27 protein-coding genes are annotated in these 21,467 nt (G+C 43.4%); all 27 read left to right on the forward strand.

Annotation, left to right across the window (positions count from 1 at the left end):
- Positions 1-39 precede the first annotated feature (39 nt).
- The 27 genes from rpoB to rplO all read left to right on the forward strand — a co-directional run bounded on the left by rpoB (position 40) and on the right by rplO (position 21,467).
- Complete coding sequence (rpoB, locus tag JWG41_RS01850) at positions 40-3,726, forward strand: DNA-directed RNA polymerase subunit beta (protein ID WP_205268283.1); 3,687 nt, start codon at positions 40-42, stop codon at positions 3,724-3,726.
- 14 nt (positions 3,727-3,740) lie between these two features.
- The gene (gene rpoC / locus JWG41_RS01855) at positions 3,741-8,039 is read left to right on the forward strand and encodes a DNA-directed RNA polymerase subunit beta' (protein WP_205268284.1); all 4,299 of its coding nucleotides are present in this window, start codon (positions 3,741-3,743) and stop codon (positions 8,037-8,039) included.
- Between the two features lie 141 nt (positions 8,040-8,180).
- Positions 8,181-8,555 (forward strand): 30S ribosomal protein S12, encoded by a 375-nt coding sequence (rpsL, locus tag JWG41_RS01860; RefSeq protein ID WP_004783543.1) that lies wholly within the window; start codon positions 8,181-8,183, stop codon positions 8,553-8,555.
- Between the two features lie 15 nt (positions 8,556-8,570).
- Positions 8,571-9,044 (forward strand): 30S ribosomal protein S7, encoded by a 474-nt coding sequence (rpsG, locus tag JWG41_RS01865; RefSeq protein ID WP_205268285.1) that lies wholly within the window; start codon positions 8,571-8,573, stop codon positions 9,042-9,044.
- A 76-nt stretch (positions 9,045-9,120) separates the two neighbouring features.
- Positions 9,121-11,046 (forward strand): elongation factor G-like protein, encoded by a 1,926-nt coding sequence (locus JWG41_RS01870; RefSeq protein ID WP_205268286.1) that lies wholly within the window; start codon positions 9,121-9,123, stop codon positions 11,044-11,046.
- A gap of 49 nt (positions 11,047-11,095) precedes the next feature.
- On the forward strand, positions 11,096-12,301 hold the full coding sequence (tuf, locus tag JWG41_RS01875; protein ID WP_015679831.1) for an elongation factor Tu: 1,206 nt from the start codon (positions 11,096-11,098) through the stop codon (positions 12,299-12,301).
- Positions 12,302-12,305: 4 nt separating this feature from the next.
- Positions 12,306-12,614 (forward strand): 30S ribosomal protein S10, encoded by a 309-nt coding sequence (rpsJ, locus tag JWG41_RS01880; protein WP_002974412.1) that lies wholly within the window; start codon positions 12,306-12,308, stop codon positions 12,612-12,614.
- Positions 12,615-12,625: 11 nt separating this feature from the next.
- Complete coding sequence (gene rplC / locus JWG41_RS01885) at positions 12,626-13,249, forward strand: 50S ribosomal protein L3 (RefSeq protein WP_205268287.1); 624 nt, start codon at positions 12,626-12,628, stop codon at positions 13,247-13,249.
- 11 nt (positions 13,250-13,260) lie between these two features.
- Entirely contained in the window at positions 13,261-13,896 is a 636-nt protein-coding gene (gene rplD, locus JWG41_RS01890) for a 50S ribosomal protein L4 (protein WP_002973655.1), read from the forward strand.
- Positions 13,897-13,900: 4 nt separating this feature from the next.
- Positions 13,901-14,206, forward strand: a complete 306-nt coding sequence (locus tag JWG41_RS01895; RefSeq protein ID WP_100790764.1) for a 50S ribosomal protein L23 — start codon at positions 13,901-13,903, stop codon at positions 14,204-14,206.
- Between the two features lie 2 nt (positions 14,207-14,208).
- Positions 14,209-15,045 (forward strand): 50S ribosomal protein L2, encoded by an 837-nt coding sequence (gene rplB, locus JWG41_RS01900; RefSeq protein WP_205268288.1) that lies wholly within the window; start codon positions 14,209-14,211, stop codon positions 15,043-15,045.
- A gap of 13 nt (positions 15,046-15,058) precedes the next feature.
- The gene (rpsS, locus tag JWG41_RS01905; protein WP_002974021.1) at positions 15,059-15,337 is read left to right on the forward strand and encodes a 30S ribosomal protein S19; all 279 of its coding nucleotides are present in this window, start codon (positions 15,059-15,061) and stop codon (positions 15,335-15,337) included.
- Positions 15,338-15,345: 8 nt separating this feature from the next.
- Positions 15,346-15,696: a 50S ribosomal protein L22 gene (gene rplV / locus JWG41_RS01910; protein WP_015680094.1), complete on the forward strand. Its 351-nt coding sequence runs from the start codon at positions 15,346-15,348 to the stop codon at positions 15,694-15,696.
- 3 nt (positions 15,697-15,699) lie between these two features.
- Positions 15,700-16,380 carry a 30S ribosomal protein S3 gene (rpsC, locus tag JWG41_RS01915; RefSeq protein ID WP_205268289.1) on the forward strand — a complete coding sequence of 227 codons (681 nt, stop codon included), beginning with the start codon at positions 15,700-15,702 and terminating at the stop codon, positions 16,378-16,380.
- Positions 16,381-16,402: 22 nt separating this feature from the next.
- Positions 16,403-16,816 carry a 50S ribosomal protein L16 gene (gene rplP, locus JWG41_RS01920; protein WP_002974545.1) on the forward strand — a complete coding sequence of 138 codons (414 nt, stop codon included), beginning with the start codon at positions 16,403-16,405 and terminating at the stop codon, positions 16,814-16,816.
- Positions 16,813-17,085: a 50S ribosomal protein L29 gene (gene rpmC, locus JWG41_RS01925; protein WP_002982886.1), complete on the forward strand. Its 273-nt coding sequence runs from the start codon at positions 16,813-16,815 to the stop codon at positions 17,083-17,085. The genes rplP and rpmC overlap by 4 nt, the downstream gene beginning before the upstream one ends.
- A 3-nt stretch (positions 17,086-17,088) precedes the next feature.
- Positions 17,089-17,358 (forward strand): 30S ribosomal protein S17, encoded by a 270-nt coding sequence (gene rpsQ / locus JWG41_RS01930; protein ID WP_002982819.1) that lies wholly within the window; start codon positions 17,089-17,091, stop codon positions 17,356-17,358.
- A complete protein-coding gene (gene rplN / locus JWG41_RS01935; RefSeq protein ID WP_002974152.1) occupies positions 17,355-17,747 on the forward strand; it encodes a 50S ribosomal protein L14 in 393 nt (130 codons plus the stop codon). Before rpsQ ends, rplN begins: the two co-directional genes overlap by 4 nt.
- A gap of 1 nt (position 17,748) precedes the next feature.
- Positions 17,749-18,132 carry a 50S ribosomal protein L24 gene (gene rplX / locus JWG41_RS01940; protein ID WP_205268290.1) on the forward strand — a complete coding sequence of 128 codons (384 nt, stop codon included), beginning with the start codon at positions 17,749-17,751 and terminating at the stop codon, positions 18,130-18,132.
- A 3-nt stretch (positions 18,133-18,135) separates the two neighbouring features.
- Positions 18,136-18,687 (forward strand): 50S ribosomal protein L5, encoded by a 552-nt coding sequence (gene rplE, locus JWG41_RS01945; protein ID WP_002982447.1) that lies wholly within the window; start codon positions 18,136-18,138, stop codon positions 18,685-18,687.
- A 10-nt stretch (positions 18,688-18,697) separates the two neighbouring features.
- Entirely contained in the window at positions 18,698-18,883 is a 186-nt protein-coding gene (locus tag JWG41_RS01950) for a type Z 30S ribosomal protein S14 (RefSeq protein WP_012476296.1), read from the forward strand.
- Between the two features lie 17 nt (positions 18,884-18,900).
- Positions 18,901-19,299 carry a 30S ribosomal protein S8 gene (rpsH, locus tag JWG41_RS01955; RefSeq protein ID WP_002973604.1) on the forward strand — a complete coding sequence of 133 codons (399 nt, stop codon included), beginning with the start codon at positions 18,901-18,903 and terminating at the stop codon, positions 19,297-19,299.
- Positions 19,300-19,313: 14 nt separating this feature from the next.
- The gene (gene rplF, locus JWG41_RS01960; RefSeq protein WP_002973724.1) at positions 19,314-19,853 is read left to right on the forward strand and encodes a 50S ribosomal protein L6; all 540 of its coding nucleotides are present in this window, start codon (positions 19,314-19,316) and stop codon (positions 19,851-19,853) included.
- A 6-nt stretch (positions 19,854-19,859) separates the two neighbouring features.
- Complete coding sequence (gene rplR, locus JWG41_RS01965) at positions 19,860-20,228, forward strand: 50S ribosomal protein L18 (protein ID WP_039926661.1); 369 nt, start codon at positions 19,860-19,862, stop codon at positions 20,226-20,228.
- Between the two features lie 3 nt (positions 20,229-20,231).
- Positions 20,232-20,735 (forward strand): 30S ribosomal protein S5, encoded by a 504-nt coding sequence (gene rpsE, locus JWG41_RS01970; RefSeq protein WP_002973816.1) that lies wholly within the window; start codon positions 20,232-20,234, stop codon positions 20,733-20,735.
- 14 nt (positions 20,736-20,749) lie between these two features.
- Entirely contained in the window at positions 20,750-20,929 is a 180-nt protein-coding gene (gene rpmD, locus JWG41_RS01975; RefSeq protein ID WP_015679814.1) for a 50S ribosomal protein L30, read from the forward strand.
- Between the two features lie 4 nt (positions 20,930-20,933).
- Positions 20,934-21,467: a 50S ribosomal protein L15 gene (gene rplO / locus JWG41_RS01980; protein ID WP_205268291.1), complete on the forward strand. Its 534-nt coding sequence runs from the start codon at positions 20,934-20,936 to the stop codon at positions 21,465-21,467.

Raw genomic sequence — 21,467 nt, forward strand, 5'->3', positions numbered from 1 at the left:
TACCATCTATTATTTTGACGTCTCTAGGGAGAGTATTCCATGCATACCCGAATGCAAATTAGAAACCGGGTAAATTTCGGTAAAATTACCGACCTCAATTTACTTCCTAATCTTATCTACGTACAGAAAAAATCCTTTGATTGGTTTCTCCAGTCGGAAGTGAAAGATCCGACGAAACGTTTGAACCAAGGGTTGGAAGCGGTATTTCGCGAATCCTTCCCAATCGAATCGCCAAACAACGATATGGTCATGGAATATGGCCATTATATCTTGGGAGAGCCGAAACGCGATCCACAAGAGTGCAAAGACACTGATTCTTCTTTTGCTGTTCCTTTAAAAGCAGTCATTCGACTCATCATTAAAGATACCGGAGAGATCCGGGAGCAAGTTGTCTATATGGGAGACCTTCCTGTGATGACAGACCACGGAACTTTCATCATCAATGGTGCGGAAAGGGTAGTGGTTAGCCAGTTGCATAGATCACCTGGTATTTTCTTTTCTTACGACCAAGTGCGAGATACTTTCTCGGCTCGGGTCATTCCATACCGAGGTTCTTGGTTAGAATTCGAGATGGACAATAAGGGAATCCTTGTTGCGAAAATCGACCGTAAGAAAAAATTCCCAGCTACCTTACTTGTAAAAGCTATGGGTATGGGAACAAACGAAGAAGTACTTCGTTTGTTCTACGGATCTTCTAAAATGAAGATCGCTGGTGCGAATCCAAAAGACCTCAAACGTCTGATTGGTCGCCGAACCATCGCTGATATCATCAACATGGAAACCGGAGAGGTAATGCTCGATGCCGGTTCCAAAATCAACGAAGATAATATCTCCATCCTTCGTGAAATGAAGGTAAAAGATGTGGATGTCATTGAATTTCCGAAAGGAAAAGACAACCCAGTTCTTATCAACTGTTTGGAAAAAGACGGTGTCAACGACTACGAAGACGCAGTAAAAAAATTCCACACAATTATGAGACCAGGGGAGCCTTCTACGATTGAAAACGCAGAAGCGGAACTCCGACGCCTCTTTTTCTCTCCTAAAACTTTTGATTTAGGAATCGTGGGTCGTTACAAAATCAATAGTAAATTCGAATTCAATAATCCGAAAGACTTTGCTAAGGCAGAAGATCGAGTACTACGTAAATATGACATCATTGAAACAGTTCGTTACTTAGTGATGCTTATGTCAGAAGCGGAGAACTACTACCCGGATGATATTGACCACTTAGGAAACAGAAGGATTCGTTCTGTTGGTGAGCTTATTGCTAACCAATTGAAACTCGGATTCTCTCGGGTAGAACGAGTGATCAAAGAAAGAATGACAGTTCAGGAGCCGGAACAACAAACTCCTCAACTTCTCATTTCGATCAAACCAATCACTGCTGTAATCAATGAATTTTTTGGTTCCTCACAACTTTCTCAGTTTATGGACCAAACAAACCCACTTGCTGAACTTACTCACAAACGTAGGTTAAACGCACTTGGGCCTGGGGGACTTTCTCGTGATAGAGCAGGTTTCGAAGTTCGTGACGTTCATTATTCTCACTATGGCCGTATGTGCCCAATTGAAACACCGGAAGGTCCAAACATTGGTCTCATTCTTTCCATGTCTAGTTTTGCAAGGGTCAACGATTATGGTTTTATTGAAACTCCTTACCGCCTTGTCAAAAACGGTAAAGTTCAAAAACAAGTCGAGTATCTCACTGCAGACAAAGAAGAATACCATTACATGGCACAGTCGAATTCGACTGTAGATGATAAGGGAGAATTCACTTCCAAACTCATTTCCACTCGCCATAGAGGGGACTTTCCTTTCCGTAGCCCAGCAGAAATCCAATACATGGATTTGGCACCACTCCAAGTAGTGTCTGTGTCTACGGCTCTCATTCCGTTTTTGGAACATGATGATGCGAACCGCGCACTTATGGGTTCCAACATGCAACGCCAAGCGGTTCCATTACTCACGGAAGAAGCTCCGTTTGTAGGAACTGGTATGGAGGCTCGTGCGGCTTATGACGCAGGTGTTTGTATCGTTGCGAAAAAAGACGGTGTGGTTTCGAAAGTAGATGCTACAGGTGTTTGGATCAAAGAAGACCAATCTAAAGAGATTGTTCATTACCCACTCATTAAATTCAAAAAAACCAACCAAGGAACTTGTTTTAACCAAAAACCAAACGTGGCTATGTTACACACAACCACTGGTGGAAAGGTAAGTAAAGTATCCAAGGAACGTGTGGAACTTACTTCTCCTAACGGAGAAAAAGAAACACACGAACTTTTCCATTCGGAAGAAGTTCAGTTTGTGGCCGTTGTGAAAGAAGGCCAAGACTTAGGAATTGGAGCACCAGTTGCCGGACAAATCATCAAAGGTGAAAAATACGGTGACTTTGGTCAAATCCTCCAAAAAGGAACTGTTCTTGCGAATGGTCCATCCACTGATGCTGGTTATTTGGCACTGGGACGTAACGTTCTTGTTGCATTTATGCCTTGGGAAGGTTACAACTTTGAGGATGCGATTCTAATTTCTGAACGAATCATCAAAGACGACGTTTTCTCTTCGATCCACATTGAAGAATTCGAAATCCAAGCTCGGGAAACCAAACTCGGACAAGAACAAATCACTCGTGACATTCCAAACCTTTCGGACAAAGCGTTCCGTGATTTGGATGAGTCCGGTGTGATCCGTGTGGGTGCCGAAGTAAAACCAGGAGACATCCTTGTCGGTATGGTAACACCAAAAGGTGAAACTGACCTCACTCCAGAATACAAACTTTTACACTCCATTTTTGGAGAGAAGGCAAAAGAAGTAAGGGATTCCTCACTTCGTATGCCAAACGGTTTTGAAGGAACTGTCATCGATATCAAACGTTATTCCCGTGAAACTGGCGATGAACTCGCTGCTGGCGTGGAAGAAATGGTGAAAGTCTATGTAGCTCGTAAACGTAAACTCCTCGTGGGTGATAAGATGGCGGGACGACATGGAAACAAAGGGGTCGTGGCTCGAGTGATGGCACAAGAAGATATGCCATACATGGAAGACGGATCTCCTGTTGATATCGTGCTAAACCCATTGGGAGTTCCTTCACGGATGAACCTCGGTCAGATTTTCGAAACCCAACTTGGTTTCGCTGCGAAAAAACTCGGAATCAATTTTGAAACCCCAGTTTTTGACGGAGCAACCGAAGGTGACGTAAACGAGTTCTGCAAAAAAGCAGGATTACCGGAAAACAGCAAATTTCAGTTATACGACGGAAGAACGGGCGAAAAATTCATCAACCAAGTATTCTGCGGTTATATCTACATGTTGAAACTGGCCCACTTGGTGGATGATAAAATTCACGCAAGATCTACTGGACCTTACTCACTTGTTACGCAACAACCACTCGGTGGTAAGGCGCAGTTCGGGGGACAAAGGCTCGGTGAGATGGAAGTTTGGGCTCTTGAGGCTTATGGTGCATCACACACCTTACAAGAGTTACTTACTATCAAGTCAGACGACATGTTAGGACGTGCAAGAATTTACGAAGCAATTGTGAAAGGAATCCACTCGATCAAACCGGGAATTCCAGAATCATTCAACGTTCTTGTACAAGAACTCCGAGGACTAGCTCTTGATATCATTATCAAAGACTCCGAAGGATTGGAAGTGGATATCTCTGATTACGAAGATGAATTCTCGAAGAACAAAAAGAAAATCAAGTTCGAGACCATTGAAAACGTTTAGGGAAGGGAAAAAGTATGAGAAATTACAATAGTTTTGAATCGATTACGATCCGTTTGGCTTCGCCGGAACGGATCAAAGAGTGGTCGTTTGGGGAAGTTAAAAAACCTGAAACGATCAACTACCGTACCCTAAAGCCGGAACGAGATGGTCTTTTCTGCGAAAAAATCTTCGGAACCACTAAGGATTGGGAATGTTACTGCGGTAAATTCAAATCCATCCGTTACAAGGGAGTGGTTTGCGACAAATGCGGGGTTGAGGTAACTCACTCCAAAGTTCGTCGTGAGAGAATGGGCCATATTGAACTTGCGGCTCCCGTATCTCATATTTGGTATTACCGATCGGTTCCGTCTCGTATGGGACTACTTCTCGATATGACCATCAACCAACTCAAAAGTGTTCTTTACTTTGAGAAGTATGTGATCATTGATCCTGCTGATTCCGGAAGGAATCGCGGAGAACTCATCGATGAAGATGAATACCATAATTATTTAGATGAATACGGTGATAAGTTTATCGCAGGTATCGGTGGGGACGCCATCAAAGAACTTCTCGCACGCATTGATGTGGATGCAGAAGCTCGGGTGATCCGCCAAAAGATCCAAGATAAAAACAAAATCTCCGACAAACGTATTTTTAAACGCCTAGAAGTTTTGGAAGCGTTCCGGGATTCCGGAAACCGTCCTGAATGGATGGTGCTTGATGTAGTTCCCGTGATTCCACCAGAACTACGTCCTATGGTGCAACTTGAGGGGGGACGTTTTGCAACTTCCGACCTAAACGACTTGTATCGTCGTGTGATTAACAGAAACAATCGACTCAAACGCCTTCTTGCATTAAAAGCTCCTGAGATTATCGTACGTAACGAAAAACGTATGTTACAGGAAGCAGTAGATGCACTTTTTGATAACAGCCGTCGCAAACGAACTGTAAAAGGAAAAGGAAATAGACCACTAAAATCGATTTCCGATATGCTCAAAGGAAAACAAGGCCGGTTCCGCCAAAACCTACTCGGTAAACGGGTGGATTATTCTGGTCGTTCCGTAATTGTTGTGGGACCTGAACTCAAATACCACCAAATGGGTCTTCCTAAAAAAATGGCTTTGGAACTATTCAAACCATTCATTATGAAACGCCTTGTGGATTTGGAACTAGCACCAAACATCAAATCTGCGAAGAAAAAAATCGAAGCAGAAGACAAAGAAGTTTTTGATGTATTGGAAACAGTTGTTAAAGAACACCCTGTACTACTCAACCGAGCTCCGACTCTTCACAGATTAGGAATCCAAGCATTTTTACCTGTCCTTGTAGAAGGAAAAGCAATTAAACTCCATCCTCTCGTATGTCACGCGTTTAACGCCGACTTCGACGGGGATCAAATGGCGATTCACGTTCCACTAGCTCCAAAAGCTCAGCTCGAAACCTGGATGTTAATGTTATCACCACATAACATTTTGAACCCTGCCAATGGACAACCGATCTGCGGACCAACACAAGATATCGTTCTTGGAATTTACTACCTCACATCCGAAGTCAAAGACGGAAAAGGGGAAGGGAAATTCTTCACTGGGCTCGAAGAGGTAATGTATGCAATTGAAACGAAAACCGTTGAAATTCGCTCCAAAATCTCCGTTCTCCATGAAGGAAAGATCATCGAAACCACACCGGGTCGACTCATTTTCAACCAGGTGATGCCAAAAGGTTATGTTTATATCAACAGAACCCTAGGTGATAAAGAAACAAACAAAATCATTGCAGACGTATACGAGAAGTTTGGGCCAGGAATCACAGTTGTGATGCTTGATGAAATCAAACGACTTGGTTATCGTTACGCGACTGTATTTGCTCCGACCATTTCCATTGATGACATCCGCGTTTCTCCTCAAAAAGAGGGACTCGTAAACGATGCCAACAAAGAAGTAGAAAAAGCGGATATGGAGTATCGTAAAGGTATCATCACTAACGAAGAACGTCGTAAAAAAGTAATCGAGATTTGGACCAAAACCAATGACCGCATTACCGACGGGATGTTTAAGGAATTGGAAAAAGACCAAGGTGGGTTCAACCCAGTATTCGTGATGGCAGCATCCGGAGCTCGTGGTTCCAAACAACAGATTCGTCAGCTCGCAGGGATGCGGGGTCTTATGGCGAAACCGTCTGGGGAAATCATCGAACTTGCGATTCGTTCCAACTTCCGTGAAGGTCTCGGAGTCTTAGAATTTTTTATCTCTACACACGGTGCGAGAAAGGGTCTTGCGGATACGGCGTTAAAAACTGCCGATGCCGGTTACCTCACTCGTCGTCTTGTGGATATCTCTCAGGACGTAATTGTTTCTGAAGACGATTGTGGAACTAAGGCAAACATCACTCTTGGAATCGTAAAAGAAGGGGAGAACGTCATTGTTTCCCTGGGAGACCGCGTATTTGGTCGTTATACGGCAGAAGATTCTGTGGATCCAGTGACTGAAAAAGTTGTTTTCCCGAAAGACACACTCATCACAAGAGCGATTGGCCAACAAATCGAAAATCTTGGTTATGATAAAATCAAAGTAAGATCTCCCCTCACTTGCCGGTCTCGTCACGGGATCTGTACAAAGTGTTACGGTATGGACATGGCTCGCCTAGTTCCTGCCGAAATTGGGGAAGCCGTAGGAACCATTGCAGCACAGTCCATCGGGCAACCAGGAACACAGCTGACAATGAGAACCTTCCACGTGGGTGGAGCGGCATCTGCTACCATTCAGGAAAAAGAACATAAAGTTCCTTATAGGTCTCTCGTAAAATCCATTAACGGACGTTTGGTGACAAACGCGAATGGAGCGAAGGTATTTGCTCGTCGCGGAACCATCATCGTGAATCGCCTCATCCAAGAATTCAATACAGAATCACTTTCCAGTGTTCGTATTGTGGATGGACAAAGATTGGAGAAAGGGGAAGTATTCGCAACGCAAGTGGGTGAATCCACAGAACAACGAATCACTTCAGACCAAGCGGGAACTGTTTCTCTTGTGGGAACTACACTTCGTATTTTAGGTGATGACTTTGTCATTCCAGTAAAAATCGGAACCATGCTTCGCACAGAAGAAGGCCAAATCGTAGAAGAAAACAAAGCACTTGCTGAGTTTGACCCTTACAACGAAGTCGCAGTTTCTGAAACTGCGGGAACCATTGTTTGGGAAGATTTGGAAATTGGTAAAAACGTTCGTCGTGACGTGGATCCAAAAACATCCAATATCATTCTGAAAGTTGTAGAACAAAAGAAAGATCGTTTGGTTCCGAAAGTGGTTGTAGGATCCGATGGATATTCCGTTCCTGTGGACGCACTCCTCCAGTTCCAAAATGGGGACAAAGTGCGAGAAGGGGATGTGATCTTCAAGATTCCATCAGTTGCTGAAAAAACACGAGATATCACCGGTGGTCTTCCAAGGGTAGATGAACTTTTCGAAGCTCGTCGTCCGAAAGATGCCTGCACACTCGCAGAAATCGATGGAAAGATCGAAGACAAAGGTGAGATCGTTAAAGAAAAACGAATTCTATATATCGTTCCAGAAACTACTGAACTTGAAAAAGTAAAAGTAGCAATCCCAATCGGAAAACAAATCCGTGTTCGCCAAGGGGACTTTGTGAAACGAGGAGACCAGTTGGATGAAGGAAACTTTGACCCGCATGATATCCTAACGATCAAAGGGCCAAACGCACTTCACGAATACTTAGTTTCTGAGGTTCAGGAAGTTTACCGCCTGCAAGGGGTTCATATCAACGATAAACATATCGAAGTTGTGGTTCGCCAAATGCTTCGTAAGGTAATCATCACTGATAGTGGGGACACATCTTTTGTGAACCAACAACAAGTGGATAAATTCCTTTTTGATGAAGAAAATGACAGAGTGGAAAAAGAAGGGGGATCTCCTGCACAAGGAACTCCAGTCCTTCTTGGTCTTACAAAAGCGTCCCTCAACACTGAGTCTTATTTCTCTGCAGCGTCTTTCCAAGAAACCACCAAGGTTCTAACCGATGCGGCAATCAAAGGAAAAACAGACAATTTAGTGGGTCTCAAAGAGAACGTAATCATCGGTCATATGATTCCTGCGGGAACTGGTATGAAAAAATACCGTGACATCGAAGTTTTCAAGGAAATACCTGGAGACTTAGATTGGGATCTCGAAACCGAAGAAGAGGAAGAAGAAGTTTCTGAACTTTCTGAAGCAACTCCTGTTTCTGCTGCCACATTGACTCGACTCGTTGCCGAAGAGGACGAGGATGAAGACGAATTGGAAGAAGAAGCTGAGGAAGCGGAAGACGACGACGAAGATTAATCCCTAAGACCTTTGTCTCTAGATACTTGCGAGAGTTTCTAGGGACAAAATTATGTTTTCGTTTACAAAATGTCCCTATCTGGAATTTTGGACGAAAACGTCATTATTTTTTAAAGACAGAGAAATAGAAGAAGGAATCGAATGCCTACAATTAACCAGCTCATCCGTATCGGAAGAGAAGACCAAAAGAAAAGAACTAAATCTCCTGCCCTAAAGGCATGCCCACAAAGACGTGGAGTTTGCACACGGGTAATGACTTTCACTCCAAAAAAACCGAACTCTGCTCTTCGTAAAGTAGCAAGGGTTCGCCTCACTACTGGAATTGAAGTCACAGCTTACATTCCTGGTGAAGGCCATAACCTCCAAGAACACAACGTGGTTCTCATCCGTGGGGGAAGGGTAAAAGACTTACCAGGGGTTCGTTATCATATCATTCGTGGAACACTGGATACACTCGGTGTGGACAAACGTCGTAAAGGACGTTCTAAATACGGCGCTAAGCGTCCTAAAGCGTAATCGGAGTAAAGGTATATGTCTAGAAGAAGAGGAAAAGTTGAACCGCGCCACATCGAAGGCGATCCTAAATACAATGACAAAGTGATTTCTAAGTTTATCAACTGCCTAATGGTAGATGGTAAAAAAAGTGTCGCTGAAGCCGTGTTCTATGATGCTTTAGAAGTGATTTCTAAAAAAACTGGTCAAGATCCTTTTGCTGTTTTCCAAGAAGCTTTGGAAAATGCAAAACCACAAGTGGAAGTAAAATCCCGCCGAGTGGGTGGTGTGACTTACCAAGTTCCGATCGAAGTTCGTCCAGAAAGACGACTTGCACTCGGAATCCGATGGCTCATCAAATACAGCCGTGGTAGAAACGAAAAATCAATGAAGAATAAATTGGCTGCTGAATTCATGGAAGCTCAAAAAGGCACTGGATCTGCAATCAAGAAGAAAGAAGATATCCGAAAGATGGCAGACGCCAACAAGGCATTCTCGCACTACCGCTGGTAGTCTCATCCATTCGATTCCATACATTGACAAGCCAGGTGGTTCACCTGGCTTTTTTATTTTCTGAAGTACCAAATTTATGAAATACCGCACCGTTGGAATCTTTGCTCATATTGACTCTGGGAAAACCACCCTCACCGAACGAATTTTATTCGAAGCAGGCAAAATCTCCGCGGTCGGCTCCATCGAAGATGGGAATACGGAATCAGATAGTCTGCAGGAAGAAATCGAACGGGGAATTTCCATTCGCACCACCTTCCATTCCATTCCTTGGAAAACTACCTTTGGTGAATTTCAGATCCAGTTAGTGGATACTCCGGGGCATATTGACTTTCGAAACCAAGTCACAGACCTTTTGCCCGCAATGGAAACGGCGATTGTGGTTTTGGAGGCGGGAACTGTGGTCCAGTCCCAAGCTCGTCTTGTGATGGAGGAGCTCCTTCGTGCCGGTGTCCCAATGGTTTTTTTTATTAATAAACTCGACCGGTTTGATGAAGATTACTTGGACACACTAGTCTCTTTGGAGGAGATTCTCGGTGGGGCTCCTGTCTCTCTTTTCCAAAAAGACGCGAAAGGAAAAATCGAATACTATCTAAAATCTCCATCCCGATTTCCCAAATTGGTAAAAGAGGAGCTTATCGCTTGGAATGATGATCTCACTATTTCTTCTTGGAATGACTCTTCGGGCCAAACTGATTTTTCCATGATTGGCCTTCATTCTGGACCAAAGTCAGGGAAACTCTATCCTGTGTATGGCGGATCGGCCAAAACAGGGGAGGGGGTTCGGGAACTTCTGGACTTAGTCCTCTGGACGGATCCAAAAGATCCTCCGGGGGAAATGGGCACCGCCTTCCCACTCCTTGTCCTCTCTAGAAGGACGGACGAGGTTCTGGGTCGGTATGCTGTCGTTTATCCCACAGAAGACAGGAGAAAAGAGGAGATCCTTCACTTTTCAAAAATAGTGAATCCAGAACGAAGGGGTAAAGAAGCGGGCCCAGCGGAATCTTGGGTTCCCTTTCTAGATCCGGAAACGGGGGAACCAGTTTTCGATTTACAAAAAGGAAAACTGGTCTTCCTAAAAGACCATCCCCATTTGGTTTTGCTTCCGGGAAGTTCCGTAGCACTTTCGAGAGCTGCCACAGAGGGTGAAGCCAAACCCTCGGATCGAATTCCCAGTCCCTTTTCAATGGTTTTAGAGCCAGACCATTCTACCGAAAAAGAGTTTTGGTTATGTCGCTTGGAGGAATTAACTTGGGAAGATCCGGGATATAGTCTGCAAAACAAGGATGATACCGGACAATTGGTACTCTTTGGGCGAGGAGAGCTCCATTTAGAGATTGGAATCCGCAGAATTCAAGAAAGATCAGAAAAAAAACTCAACTTTAGTTCGATAAACATTGCCAAAATAGAGCTTCTAAAAAAAATGTCTCATAAGGTTGCCCTAGAGCATCGTGCCTTTGAAGACCAAAAGTCAAGCGGCGCGCTCATCGCAGTCCTGGAAGATACTGCCGACTTTTCGAAGCAAATTGCCTTCGAGGTAAGTCTTCCGGAAGAAGTAAAAAATTCGATAGAAACGTCCTTTCTGGAAGCCTGCTTACACGGGTTTTACGGCGAGGAAGTTGCCGGTCTCAAATTTCGTATTCTCTCGTATGAGATGCCAAGTGGAGATTTGCAAACCACTTTAACGTTATTGAAAGTAGCGATACTTGCAGGCGTAAAGGAATTGTTTCCATCCAACACATACTTGGTCGGACCCCTCACGGAAGTAGATGTGATGGTGGACGCGGACCACTTAGGTGTAGTTCTTTCTGATCTAAGTCGCAGAAATGCCAAGGTGGTATCCACCTGGGAAGCTGTGGCAGGGAAGAGTCACTTAAAAGCCAATGCGCCGGCCCAAAACCTGCTTGGCTTTTCAGGGGCTCTTAGAAACATGACCAAAGGGATTGGCATTTCTTGGGAAAGGACTGCTTTTACCTATGAATTTCATGCAGTTTTAAAGGAGTAAAGAACCGAGGATCGGGTCTTGCACCACGATTGAGGAGTAGATTCTAACAATGGCTAAAGAAAAATTTGACCGTTCAAAACCACACTTAAACATCGGAACAATTGGTCACGTTGACCACGGTAAAACAACCCTAACCGCAGCGATCACAACAACGCTTGCCAAGTTAGTGGGTGGAAAAAACAAAGCGATTGCTTACGACCAAATCGACAACGCGCCCGAAGAAAAGGCTCGTGGGATTACTATTGCAACGTCTCACCAGGAGTATGAAACTCCTAACCGTCACTACGCACACGTAGATTGCCCGGGACACGCGGACTATGTTAAAAACATGATTACTGGTGCTGCTCAGATGGACGCTGCGATTCTCGTAGTATCTGCAACTGACGGTGCTATGCCACAAACTAAAGAACATATCCTTCTTGCTCGCCAAGTAGGGGTTCCTTACATCGTGGTTTACCTAAACAAAGCGGACATGCTAGCTGCTGATGAAAGAGACGATATGGTGGAGATGGTTAAAGAGGAAATCAAAGACCTTCTTAACAAATACAACTTCCCTGGTGATAAAACACCTTTCATCTCTGGTTCTGCATTAAAAGCACTTGAAGGTGAAGATTCTGATCTAGGTATGAAATCCATTATTAAACTAATGGAAGCAGTTGATACTTACGTTCCAAATCCTACACGTATTGTTGATAAACCTTTCCTAATGCCAGTTGAGGACGTATTCTCAATCACTGGTCGTGGAACTGTTGCAACTGGTCGTGTTGAGCAAGGTGTTCTTAAGATCAACGACGAGATCGAGATTGTTGGTATTCGTGATACTACAAAATCAGTGGTTACTGGTATTGAAATGTTCCGTAAACTACTCGATCAAGCAGAAGCTGGAGACAACATTGGTGCTCTTCTTCGCGGAACTAAAAAAGAAGACATCGAAAGAGGTCAAGTTCTTGCGAAACCGGGTACTATCACTCCACACAGAAAGTTTAAAGCGGAAGTTTACGTTCTTACTAAAGACGAAGGTGGACGTCATACTCCATTCTTTAACAACTACCGTCCTCAATTCTACTTCAGAACTACAGACATCACTGGTGTTTGTAACCTTCCTGGTGGAATGGAGATGGTTATGCCGGGAGATAACGTTACGATGTCTATCGAACTTATCCACCCGATCGCCATGGACCAAGGTTTGAAGTTCGCTATCCGTGAGGGTGGAAGAACAATTGGTTCTGGTGTTGTTGCGGAGATCGTCGAGTAATACAATGGCTGGACAAAGAATTCGCGTTAAGTTAAAAGCTTTCGATCATCGGTTGATTGACCAATCAACCTTTGAGATCGTTGCGACTGCGAAGAGGACCGGGGCAACTGTCTCCGGTCCAATCCCGCTTCCAACGAAAAAAGAAATCTACACGGTATTACGTTCTCCGCACGTGAATAAAAAAGCTAGAGAACAATTTGAAATGAGAACTCACAAGAGACTCATCGATATTTTAAATACGAATGAAGATACGGTAGAAGCCCTGATGAAGCTTCAACTCCCTGCTGGAGTTTCCGTAGATATTAAATCCTAAGGATAGGATCCATGGCTAAAGGTTTAATCGGCGAAAAATTGGGCATGGCCCACATATTCAATAACGAAGGTAAGATGGTTACTGTAACCGTTTTACGCGTGGGTCCTTGTTTTGTGTCCCAGGTAAAAACATCTGCTAATGACGGCTATGAGGCTGTTCAATTAGCATTTGGTGATGCCAAGGAAAAACACATGACGAAGGCCGAAGTTGGACACATAAAAAAAGCAAGCATTGCTGCTCCGAAAAAAACTCTGATTGAATTCAAAGGTTTTGAAGACGTAGCGGTTGGCGCAGAAGTAAAACTGGCTGATATATTTGCTTTGAACGACACGGTGAAAGTAACCGGAACTTCCAAGGGTAAGGGAACTCAAGGTGTTGTAAAACGCCATGGATTCGCTGGTGGACCTGCGGGACACGGTTCTAGGTTTCAAAGACACCCTGGTTCTATTGGTTCCAACACAACTCCTGGACGTGTGTTCAAGGGTTTGAAAATGGGCGGAAGAATGGGTTCTGAACAGAGCACTGTTCGAAACCTAAAAGTAGTAAAAATTGATGCAGACGCCAATTTGGTATTTGTATCCGGTCCGGTTCCAGGAAGAGAACGCGGTATCGTTACGATAGAAAAAATCGGATAGATAGGTAGAACATGAAAGCGCGTAAATACAATAAAGAAGGCGTATTCGTAAGCGAAGTTGAACTTCCGGCAGAACTTTTTGCTACCGGCATTTCGCTTGGAGCCATCTATGATGCGGTAAAAGCTGAAAATGCGAACAATAGACAAGGAACACATTCTACTAAGGATCGTTCTGAAGTTCGCGGTGGGGGAATCAAACCTTGGGCTCAAAAAGGAACTGGTCGCGCACGACAAGGTTCCATTAGAGCTCCACATTTCGTTGGTGGTGGTATCATTCATGGACCAAAACCAAGAGATTATTCCTCTAACCTGTCACGCAGCGTAAAGAAAAAGGCTGTTCTCTCCATCCTTAACAAAAAGGCAGAAGAAAACAGAATCGCGATCATAGAAGACGTAGAACCTTCTTCTTACTCCACGAAATCCATTTACAACATTTTGAAGAACATGGAAATCGCAGAGAAGGGTAACGTGGGTTTTGTAGTAGCTGGTGAAAACCAATTCCTCAAAAAATCCACTCGCAATATAGAGAACCTCAAATATGTGAACAGCAAACGAGTCGTTTGCCGAGACATCCTCTATAATAACAATTTAGTAATCTCTGAAAGCGCTTTAAAAGAGCTTCAGGCACAGTATTCTAAGAAAGGATAAGACAGTGAACCTAGAGAATGTAATCTTATCACCGGTTGTTACAGAAAAGTCGCAAGACCTTCAAACAATTGGAGAACGTATGGGAAAAAGAACTGTCAAGTATACGTTCAAAGTCCACCCGGATGCGAACAAAACTTTGATCAAACAGGCTTTGAAACAAATGTATAACGTAGTTCCAACAAATGTAAACGTCGCAGTTTACCGTGGGAAAATGAAACGTTTTAGAAACATGCCGTCCCCAAGACCGCACTACAAAAAAGCTGTAGTGACGTTTGCTGACGGAGCAAATTTGGATTTTGCTAAGGTTTAATTATGGGAATTAGAAAACTTAAACCCACTACGCAATCTAGCCGCTTCTACTCGGTTCTAGATTTCAAAGAAATCACAGAAGTGGTTCCTTACAAACCGCTCACGGCTAACGTTTCTTACAAAGCGGGTCGTGACAACAAGGGACGAATTGCTGTTAGACGGAAAGGTGGACGTAACAAAAGAAAGTTCCGGATCATCGATTTCAAACGCAATAAATTTGGAATCCCAGCGACTGTAAAAACAATCGAGTATGACCCAAACCGTTCAGCGTTTATCGCACTTATTTGTTATGCTGATGGTGAATACCGTTACATTTTAGCTCCTAACGGACTTAAAGTGGGGGACAAAATTGAATCAGGTCCCAATGCAGAGATCAAACTAGGAAATACACTTCCTTTAGATAAAATCCCTGCAGGAACAAACGTTCACAACATTGAACTACATATCGGAAAAGGCGGTCAAATCGCCCGCACAGCAGGATCTTTTGCTGTGATCTCCGCGAAAGACGGTGACTATGTATCTCTCAAACTTCCTTCTTCGGAAATCCGAAAAGTTCGTAAAGAGTGTCTAGCAACTGTTGGAGAACTTTCCAATAAAGACCACAACTTGGTCATTATTGGTAAAGCCGGTCGTAACCGCTGGTTAGGAAAGAGACCGAAAGTAAGAGGGGTCGTTATGAACCCTGTGGACCACCCACTCGGTGGTGGTGAAGGTAGAACTTCCGGAGGTCGCCATCCAGTGACTCCTTGGGGTAAACCTACGAAGGGATTTAAAACACGTAAGACGAGGCCGTCTGACCGTTTTATCGTCCAAAGACGTAAGAAAAACAGGAATAGGTAGGATCTAGATAATCATGGCTAGAAGCTTAAAAAAAGGTCCGTTCATTGACGACCACCTCATGAAAAAAATAACCAAGTTAAACTCTGAAGGGAAAAAAACTCCCTTCAAGTCTTGGTCCAGAAGAAGTACCATTTATCCAGACATGATCGGTCACACCGTAATGATTCATAATGGCAAAGCGTTTGTTCCTGTTTATGTTAACGAAAACATGATCGGTCACAAACTCGGTGAATTTGCTCCCACTAGAACCTTCAAAGGCCATGGTGGAGACAAAAAAGTTGCGAAGAAATAGGTAGAGAGATGGAAGCAAAAGCAGTAGGAAAACACCTCAGAATTTCTGCCAGAAAAGCTCGCCTGGTTGCAGATGAAGTTCGTGGATACGATTACAAGGAAGCCATTGATATCTTGCGTTTTACAAATAAAGCAGCAAGTTCAATGATCATCAACCTTTTGAACTCGGCAGTGGCTAACGCCGTCCAAATGAACGAAAGTTTGGATCCAAGTTCATTATACGTGAAAAAAATCTATGTGGATGACGGCCCTATTATGAAACGTTTCCGTCCAAGAGCACGCGGTCGTGCTTCTAGGATCCGTAAACGTCTTAGCCACATCACTGTTGTAGTATCTGAAATCGAAAAGAAGGCAGTTTAAACTATGGGTCAGAAAGTAAATCCAATCGGACTACGAATCGGAATCACACGTAATTGGGATTCCATTTGGTTTGCCAAACAAGATTACATTAAAAATCTTCACGAAGATATCAAGATCCGTAGATTCCTTCAGAAGAAATTCAAAAACGCATCCGTTGTGAAGATCATAATCGAAAGATTCCCTGAAAAAATCAACGTGAACCTCCATACTTCTAAACCAGGTATGGTGATTGGTCAAAAAGGCCAAAACATCGAAGCGGTAAAACAAGAACTTAAAAAATTCGCGGATAAGCCGATCGGAATGAACATCATCGAAGTGAAGAAACCAGAAATCATTGCGCAAGCAATTGCAGAAACGGTAGCTCTTCAAATCGAACAAAGGATGCCATTTCGTCGAGTGATGAAAGCGGAACTTCGACGTGCGATGCGCGGTGGAGTGGAAGGTGTAAAAATCCAAATCTCCGGACGTTTGAACGGAGCGGATATGGCAAGAACTGAAAAGTATATGGAAGGACGAGTTCCTCTTCATACTCTTCGTGCCAAAATCGACTTTGGATTTAAAGAAGCCCTCACAACTTTCGGTCAGATCGGTGTGAAGGTATGGACTTATACAGGTGACTACTTCCCGACTAATAAGGAAGAGACCGATGAAGACAAATACGCTGTAAAACGTAGAACGAGTTAAGAAGTACTAAAGAGATACGATAATGTTAGCACCTAAACGAGTAAAATTTAGAAAACGCCAAAGAGGGCGCTTGAAAGGTAAGGACGAAAGAGGTTCTTACGTTGCGTTCGGAGAATATGGTTTAAAAGCTATTTCTTCCGGTCGTATCACAGCGCGACAAATCGAAGCTGCAAGGATTACTATCAACCGCCAAGTAAAACGAGGTGGGAAATTGTGGATCCGTATCTTCCCTCATCTTCCTATCACTAAAAAACCTGCCGAAACTCGTATGGGTAAAGGTAAAGGTAACCCGGAATTCTGGATTGCAGAGATTCGCCCGGGCCGCGTTCTTTTTGAGATGGCGGGGATCGATGAAGAAACAGCAAGAAAGGCTCTTCATTTAGCAGCTTTCAAACTGCCAGTAGAAACTTCATTTGTTAAGAGGAACGTTCTATGAAAGACGATTTTAAGTCACTTTCTCCAGAAGATTTAAAGAAAGAAATTCTCTCCTCTTCCGAAGAAGTAAGAAAAGCAAGATTCCAGTTTGGTGTTACAAGATCTCTTGAGAACCCTAAACTAATCCGAAATCATAAGAAGAGAATTGCCCAAGCATTGACTGTCCTTCGTGAGAAGGAACTAACAGCAAAAGGCAAACTCAAACAAATCGCACCAAAAGCTGGTTCAGCTCCGAAAGCTGCTAAAACTAGCAAAGGTAAGAAGAAGTAGGTTATGGAAGATAAAAACTCTAAAAAGTCTTTAACCATTCAGGGTGTAGTAGTGAGCGATTCTATGGATAAAACCGTAGTGATCGAAATCATCACAAGAAAAGTACATCCACGGTTTAAGAAGATTATGACCAGAACTTCCCGCGTGAAAATTCACGATGAGAAGAACGAGTGTCAAGTTGGTGATCGAGTCATCGCTGTGGAAACAAGACCACTTTCTAAACAGAAACACCATAAACTTGTAAAGGTAATTGAGAAGGCTAAATTAGTATGATTCAACAAGAAACTATTTTACAAGTAGCCGATAACTCGGGTGTGAAAAAAGTCATGTGCGTAAAAGTGCTTGGCGGTTCCAAAAAACGCTACGCAACGCTTGGTGACGAAATCATCGTCGCTGTTAAGGAAGCACAACCTGCATACGGTCTTCGTGACGGTCAGGGTAAAAAAGTGCATAACAAAGCGGTTCAAAGAGCAGTTGTTGTGAGAACGAAAAAAGAAGTTCGTCGTCCAGACGGAACTTACATTCGTTTCGATGACAATGCCGTTGCCATCATTGATGACAAAGGGAATCCCAAAGGAACCAGGATCTTCGGACCTGTTGCCCGTGAACTTCGCGATAAAAAATACATGAAAATTATATCTCTCGCTCCGGAGGTTCTCTAGAATGGCAGCTAAATTAGCATATAGAGGCTCCGAGCCCACTAAATTCAAAAAAACGAAAATCAAAAAGGACGATGAAGTTCTTGTGATTTCCGGAAAAGAAAAAGGGAAAAAAGGGAAAGTTCTAGCTATCGACAAACGCAAAGACCGCGTTTATATCGAAGGTGTGAACAAAAGAAAGAGATTCGTAAGACCTACCCAAGAGAACCCTCAAGGTGGCGCGATCGAAATCGAATTCCCAATCCATATTTCCAATGTGATGTTTCACGACACCAAAGCAGAGAACAAAGCGAAGCCAAAGAAGAAAATTAAGGCTGTACGCTTGGGCTTTGCCAAGAAGGATGGTAAATCCATCCGAGTGACTCGACCTGAAGGGAAAGAAGTATAAGTTATGGTACCTAGGCTTAAATCAAAATACGAGAAGGAAATCCGTCCTACACTCCAAAAGTCACTCGGCTTTCAAAGTGTAATGCGAGTTCCCAAACTTGAAAAAATCGTAATTAACGTTGGTATGGGTGAAGCTCACACCAACCCAAAAGCGATGGAAGCTTGTTTGTTAGAAATTGGTCAAATTACAGGCCAAAGACCAGTAAAAACTTTCGCTAAGAAGTCCATTGCGGGTTTCAAAGTGAGAGAAGGAATGGTGCTTGGTTGCAAAGTTACCCTTCGCGGTCATCATATGTATGAGTTCCTTGACAGATTTATAAACGTGGCTCTTCCACGGGTTCGTGACTTTCGCGGTGTAAACCCCAAAGGTTTCGATGGTCGAGGAAATTACAATCTGTCCGTAAGAGAACAGATCATCTTCCCTGAGATTCATTTTGATAAAATCAATACGATCTACGGGATCAATATCACTTTCGTAACGAACACGGAAGTGGACAAAGAAGCGTTCGAATTATTCCAAGCCTTCGGTATGCCTTACCGAGCGGCAGGTAAGTAGGAGATTATTCATGGCGAAAAAATCAATGATGGAACGCCACGCCAAAGAGCAAAAATTCAAAGTGAGAGAGTACAATCGTTGCCCTCTTTGTGGTCGATCACGCGCTTATTTGCGCCGCTTTGATATGTGTCGTCTTTGCTTCCGGGACCTTGCTAGCAAGGCTCAGATCCCCGGTGTGAAAAAGTCCTCCTGGTAATTAGGTTAAGGTAAGATATGAGTCTTTCAGATCCAATCGCAGATATGCTAACAAGAATCAGAAACGCACAACAAGCTAAACATGAGCTTTGTGTGATTCCTGGTAGCAAAATCAAAAAATCCATCCTAGATCTTCTTAAAGAAGAAGGTTTTGTAGATGATGTTCAAACTGTAAAAAATGGAAGTTTTGATGACTTCCAAGTGAAATTAAAATACGACACGGAAAAGAAACCGGTAATTCGTATGATCGAGAGAGTATCCACTCCAGGTCGTCGAGTTTACATCCAATCCGGAGAAATCAGACCGTTCCGAAATAACATCGGAACACTCATCCTTTCGACTTCGAAAGGTGTGATGACTGGGAAACGTGCTCGCAAACTCAGAGTAGGAGGGGAAGTTCTCTGTAAGGTATTCTAGAGAACGATAACACCATGTCTCGAGTTGGAAAAAGTATTATCAAATTACCTGCAAAGGTAGAAGTGAAAGCAGAAGCTGAGGCCCTTACGATTAAGGGGCCTTTAGGGGAATTAAAAACTCCACTTTACGAAGGTGTCAGCGCAAATGTTGAAAACGGCGAATTGGTTTTTACTCGTAAAAGTGAAGACCAAAAGACTGTGGCTCTCCACGGTCTCGTTCGTTCCCTTGCGATGAACTGCGTAAAAGGTGTCACTACTGGTTGGGAAAAGAACTTAGAAATCACAGGGGTTGGCTATCGTGCTCAAAAACGCGGTAAAGATCTAGTGATGGCTCTTGGTTACTCTCACGAAGTGGTTTTCCCTGAACCTACAGGTATCAAAATTGATGTCGCAGATCAGCTAAAAATCAAAGTATCGGGAATTGACCGACAACTGGTTGGACAAGTTGCGGCTGACATTCGTTCTAAAAGACCTCCTGAACCTTACAAAGGAAAAGGAATCAAATATCAGAACGAATACATCCGTAGAAAGGCCGGAAAGACCGGTAAGAAGTAGAACGTCATGATCAATAAGACAGCTAAAAATACGAAAAGATTGAGAAGAGCGGAACGAGTTCGATACAAACTCCGCTCTACATCGGAAAGACCTCGGTTGGTTTTCAACAAAACAAACCGTTACCTCACCGCACAAATCATTGATGACGCGAAGGGTGTAACGCTTGTTTATGCAACCACTCTAGAGAAAGATTTTCCGAAACATGAAAATTCTAAGAAGAGTAAATCGGCTGCGACCGAACTCGGTAAAGTAGTCGCTGATAAGGCGAAAAAAGCAGGAGTTTCCCAAGTGGTTCTCGACCGTTCTGGAATGGTTTACCATGGAAGAATTGCCGCTTTTGCTGATTCTGCCCGTGAAGGTGGATTGGAGTTCTAAATGATGTTAGAAGAAGAAACAAAAGAATTTACTGAGAAGGTCGTAAAAATCGACCGAGTTGCCAAGGTAGTGAAGGGGGGACGTCGTTTCTCCTTCAACGCACTTTCAGTCGTTGGTGACTCTAAAGGAAAAGTAGGAATTGGATTTGGAAAGGCGAATGAAGTTCCAGATGCGATCCGAAAGTCCATTGAATCGGCAAAAAAGAATTTAAAATCCATTCACTATATCGGTCATACCGTTCCTCACGATGTTGTGGGACAGTTCAAATCCGCTCGAGTGATTTTGAAGCCAGCTTCTCCGGGAACGGGGATCATCGCCGGAGCTTCTGTTCGTTCCGTTTTGGAAAGAGCAGGAATCCAAGATGTTCTTACAAAGTCATGGGGATCTTCAAACCCAATGAACATTGTAAAAGCGACTATGGACGCATTACAACAGTTGGAAACACCGTCAATGGCGGTAAAACGACGTGGTGTCAGCCTCAAACACTTGTTTGGGCAAGATCTATAAGAAGGAATCTGACTATGGAAGACGTGATTGTAACGCAAGAAAAGAGTTCTATTGGTATCATTCCAGTACACAAAAAAACTCTAATTGCACTAGGCCTTAAAAAGAAAGGCCAATCCAAAAAACACAAAATGACTCCCCAATTGAAAGGGATGTTACGACAAGTAGGTTACTTGTTGAAAGTGGAAAAGGTATAATTGTATGGCACAAGACAGAATTGAACAAGGTCGTGGATTTGGTGCGAAACGCCCCAAAAAATCTACTTCTCTAGGAAACAAAAACTTGGTTCCGGTTCCGGAAGGTGCAAAAACCTCTCCGAAACGTGTGGGTCAAGGTCCAGGATCCGGGATGGGAAAAACTTCCACTCGTGGTTCCAAAGGACAAAGAGCACGGGCCGCTTCGATGAGACGTGGATTCGAAGGTGGACAGTTGCCTCTCCACAGACGTTTGCCAAAACGTGGTTTTACCAATATTTTCTCTGTGGAGTTCCAACCAGTTAATTTGATCTCTTTATCTAAAGCAGGTCTTTCTGGAGAAGTAACACCAGCAGTTCTCAAAGCAAAAAGTTTGATTAAGTCCGAAGCTGGACCGATTAAACTTTTGGGAACGGGAGAAGTGACAGTTGCCATCACCATTACGGTAGATGCTTTTTCTGCCTCTGCAAAAGAGAAAATTGAAAAAGCGGGTGGAAAAGTCATCATTAGAGAAAAGAAAAAAGAAGAGAAAAAAAACTAG

Source organism: Leptospira chreensis, assembly GCF_016919165.1.
Classification (GTDB): domain Bacteria; phylum Spirochaetota; class Leptospiria; order Leptospirales; family Leptospiraceae; genus Leptospira_A; species Leptospira_A chreensis.

Bases quoted from the DNA above. Each gene is read 5' to 3' on its own strand.
- JWG41_RS01870 (WP_205268286.1), top strand. From the start codon at position 9,121: ATGAAATACCGCACCGTTGGAATCTTTGCTCATATTGACTCTGGGAAA.
- rpsC (WP_205268289.1), top strand. From the start codon at position 15,700: ATGGGTCAGAAAGTAAATCCAATCGGACTACGAATCGGAATCACACGT.
- rplO (WP_205268291.1), top strand. From the start codon at position 20,934: ATGGCACAAGACAGAATTGAACAAGGTCGTGGATTTGGTGCGAAACGC.
- rpsJ (WP_002974412.1), top strand. From the start codon at position 12,306: ATGGCTGGACAAAGAATTCGCGTTAAGTTAAAAGCTTTCGATCATCGG.
- rpoB (WP_205268283.1), top strand. From the start codon at position 40: ATGCATACCCGAATGCAAATTAGAAACCGGGTAAATTTCGGTAAAATT.
- rpmD (WP_015679814.1), top strand. From the start codon at position 20,750: ATGGAAGACGTGATTGTAACGCAAGAAAAGAGTTCTATTGGTATCATT.
- rplE (WP_002982447.1), top strand. From the start codon at position 18,136: ATGGTACCTAGGCTTAAATCAAAATACGAGAAGGAAATCCGTCCTACA.
- rpoC (WP_205268284.1), top strand. From the start codon at position 3,741: ATGAGAAATTACAATAGTTTTGAATCGATTACGATCCGTTTGGCTTCG.
- JWG41_RS01950 (WP_012476296.1), top strand. From the start codon at position 18,698: ATGGCGAAAAAATCAATGATGGAACGCCACGCCAAAGAGCAAAAATTC.
- rpsE (WP_002973816.1), top strand. From the start codon at position 20,232: ATGTTAGAAGAAGAAACAAAAGAATTTACTGAGAAGGTCGTAAAAATC.
- rpsH (WP_002973604.1), top strand. From the start codon at position 18,901: ATGAGTCTTTCAGATCCAATCGCAGATATGCTAACAAGAATCAGAAAC.
- rpsS (WP_002974021.1), top strand. From the start codon at position 15,059: ATGGCTAGAAGCTTAAAAAAAGGTCCGTTCATTGACGACCACCTCATG.
- rplV (WP_015680094.1), top strand. From the start codon at position 15,346: ATGGAAGCAAAAGCAGTAGGAAAACACCTCAGAATTTCTGCCAGAAAA.
- rplC (WP_205268287.1), top strand. From the start codon at position 12,626: ATGGCTAAAGGTTTAATCGGCGAAAAATTGGGCATGGCCCACATATTC.
- rplN (WP_002974152.1), top strand. From the start codon at position 17,355: ATGATTCAACAAGAAACTATTTTACAAGTAGCCGATAACTCGGGTGTG.
- rpsQ (WP_002982819.1), top strand. From the start codon at position 17,089: ATGGAAGATAAAAACTCTAAAAAGTCTTTAACCATTCAGGGTGTAGTA.
- rpsL (WP_004783543.1), top strand. From the start codon at position 8,181: ATGCCTACAATTAACCAGCTCATCCGTATCGGAAGAGAAGACCAAAAG.
- tuf (WP_015679831.1), top strand. From the start codon at position 11,096: ATGGCTAAAGAAAAATTTGACCGTTCAAAACCACACTTAAACATCGGA.
- rplD (WP_002973655.1), top strand. From the start codon at position 13,261: ATGAAAGCGCGTAAATACAATAAAGAAGGCGTATTCGTAAGCGAAGTT.
- rplX (WP_205268290.1), top strand. From the start codon at position 17,749: ATGGCAGCTAAATTAGCATATAGAGGCTCCGAGCCCACTAAATTCAAA.
- rpmC (WP_002982886.1), top strand. From the start codon at position 16,813: ATGAAAGACGATTTTAAGTCACTTTCTCCAGAAGATTTAAAGAAAGAA.
- rpsG (WP_205268285.1), top strand. From the start codon at position 8,571: ATGTCTAGAAGAAGAGGAAAAGTTGAACCGCGCCACATCGAAGGCGAT.
- rplP (WP_002974545.1), top strand. From the start codon at position 16,403: ATGTTAGCACCTAAACGAGTAAAATTTAGAAAACGCCAAAGAGGGCGC.
- rplR (WP_039926661.1), top strand. From the start codon at position 19,860: ATGATCAATAAGACAGCTAAAAATACGAAAAGATTGAGAAGAGCGGAA.
- rplB (WP_205268288.1), top strand. From the start codon at position 14,209: ATGGGAATTAGAAAACTTAAACCCACTACGCAATCTAGCCGCTTCTAC.
- rplF (WP_002973724.1), top strand. From the start codon at position 19,314: ATGTCTCGAGTTGGAAAAAGTATTATCAAATTACCTGCAAAGGTAGAA.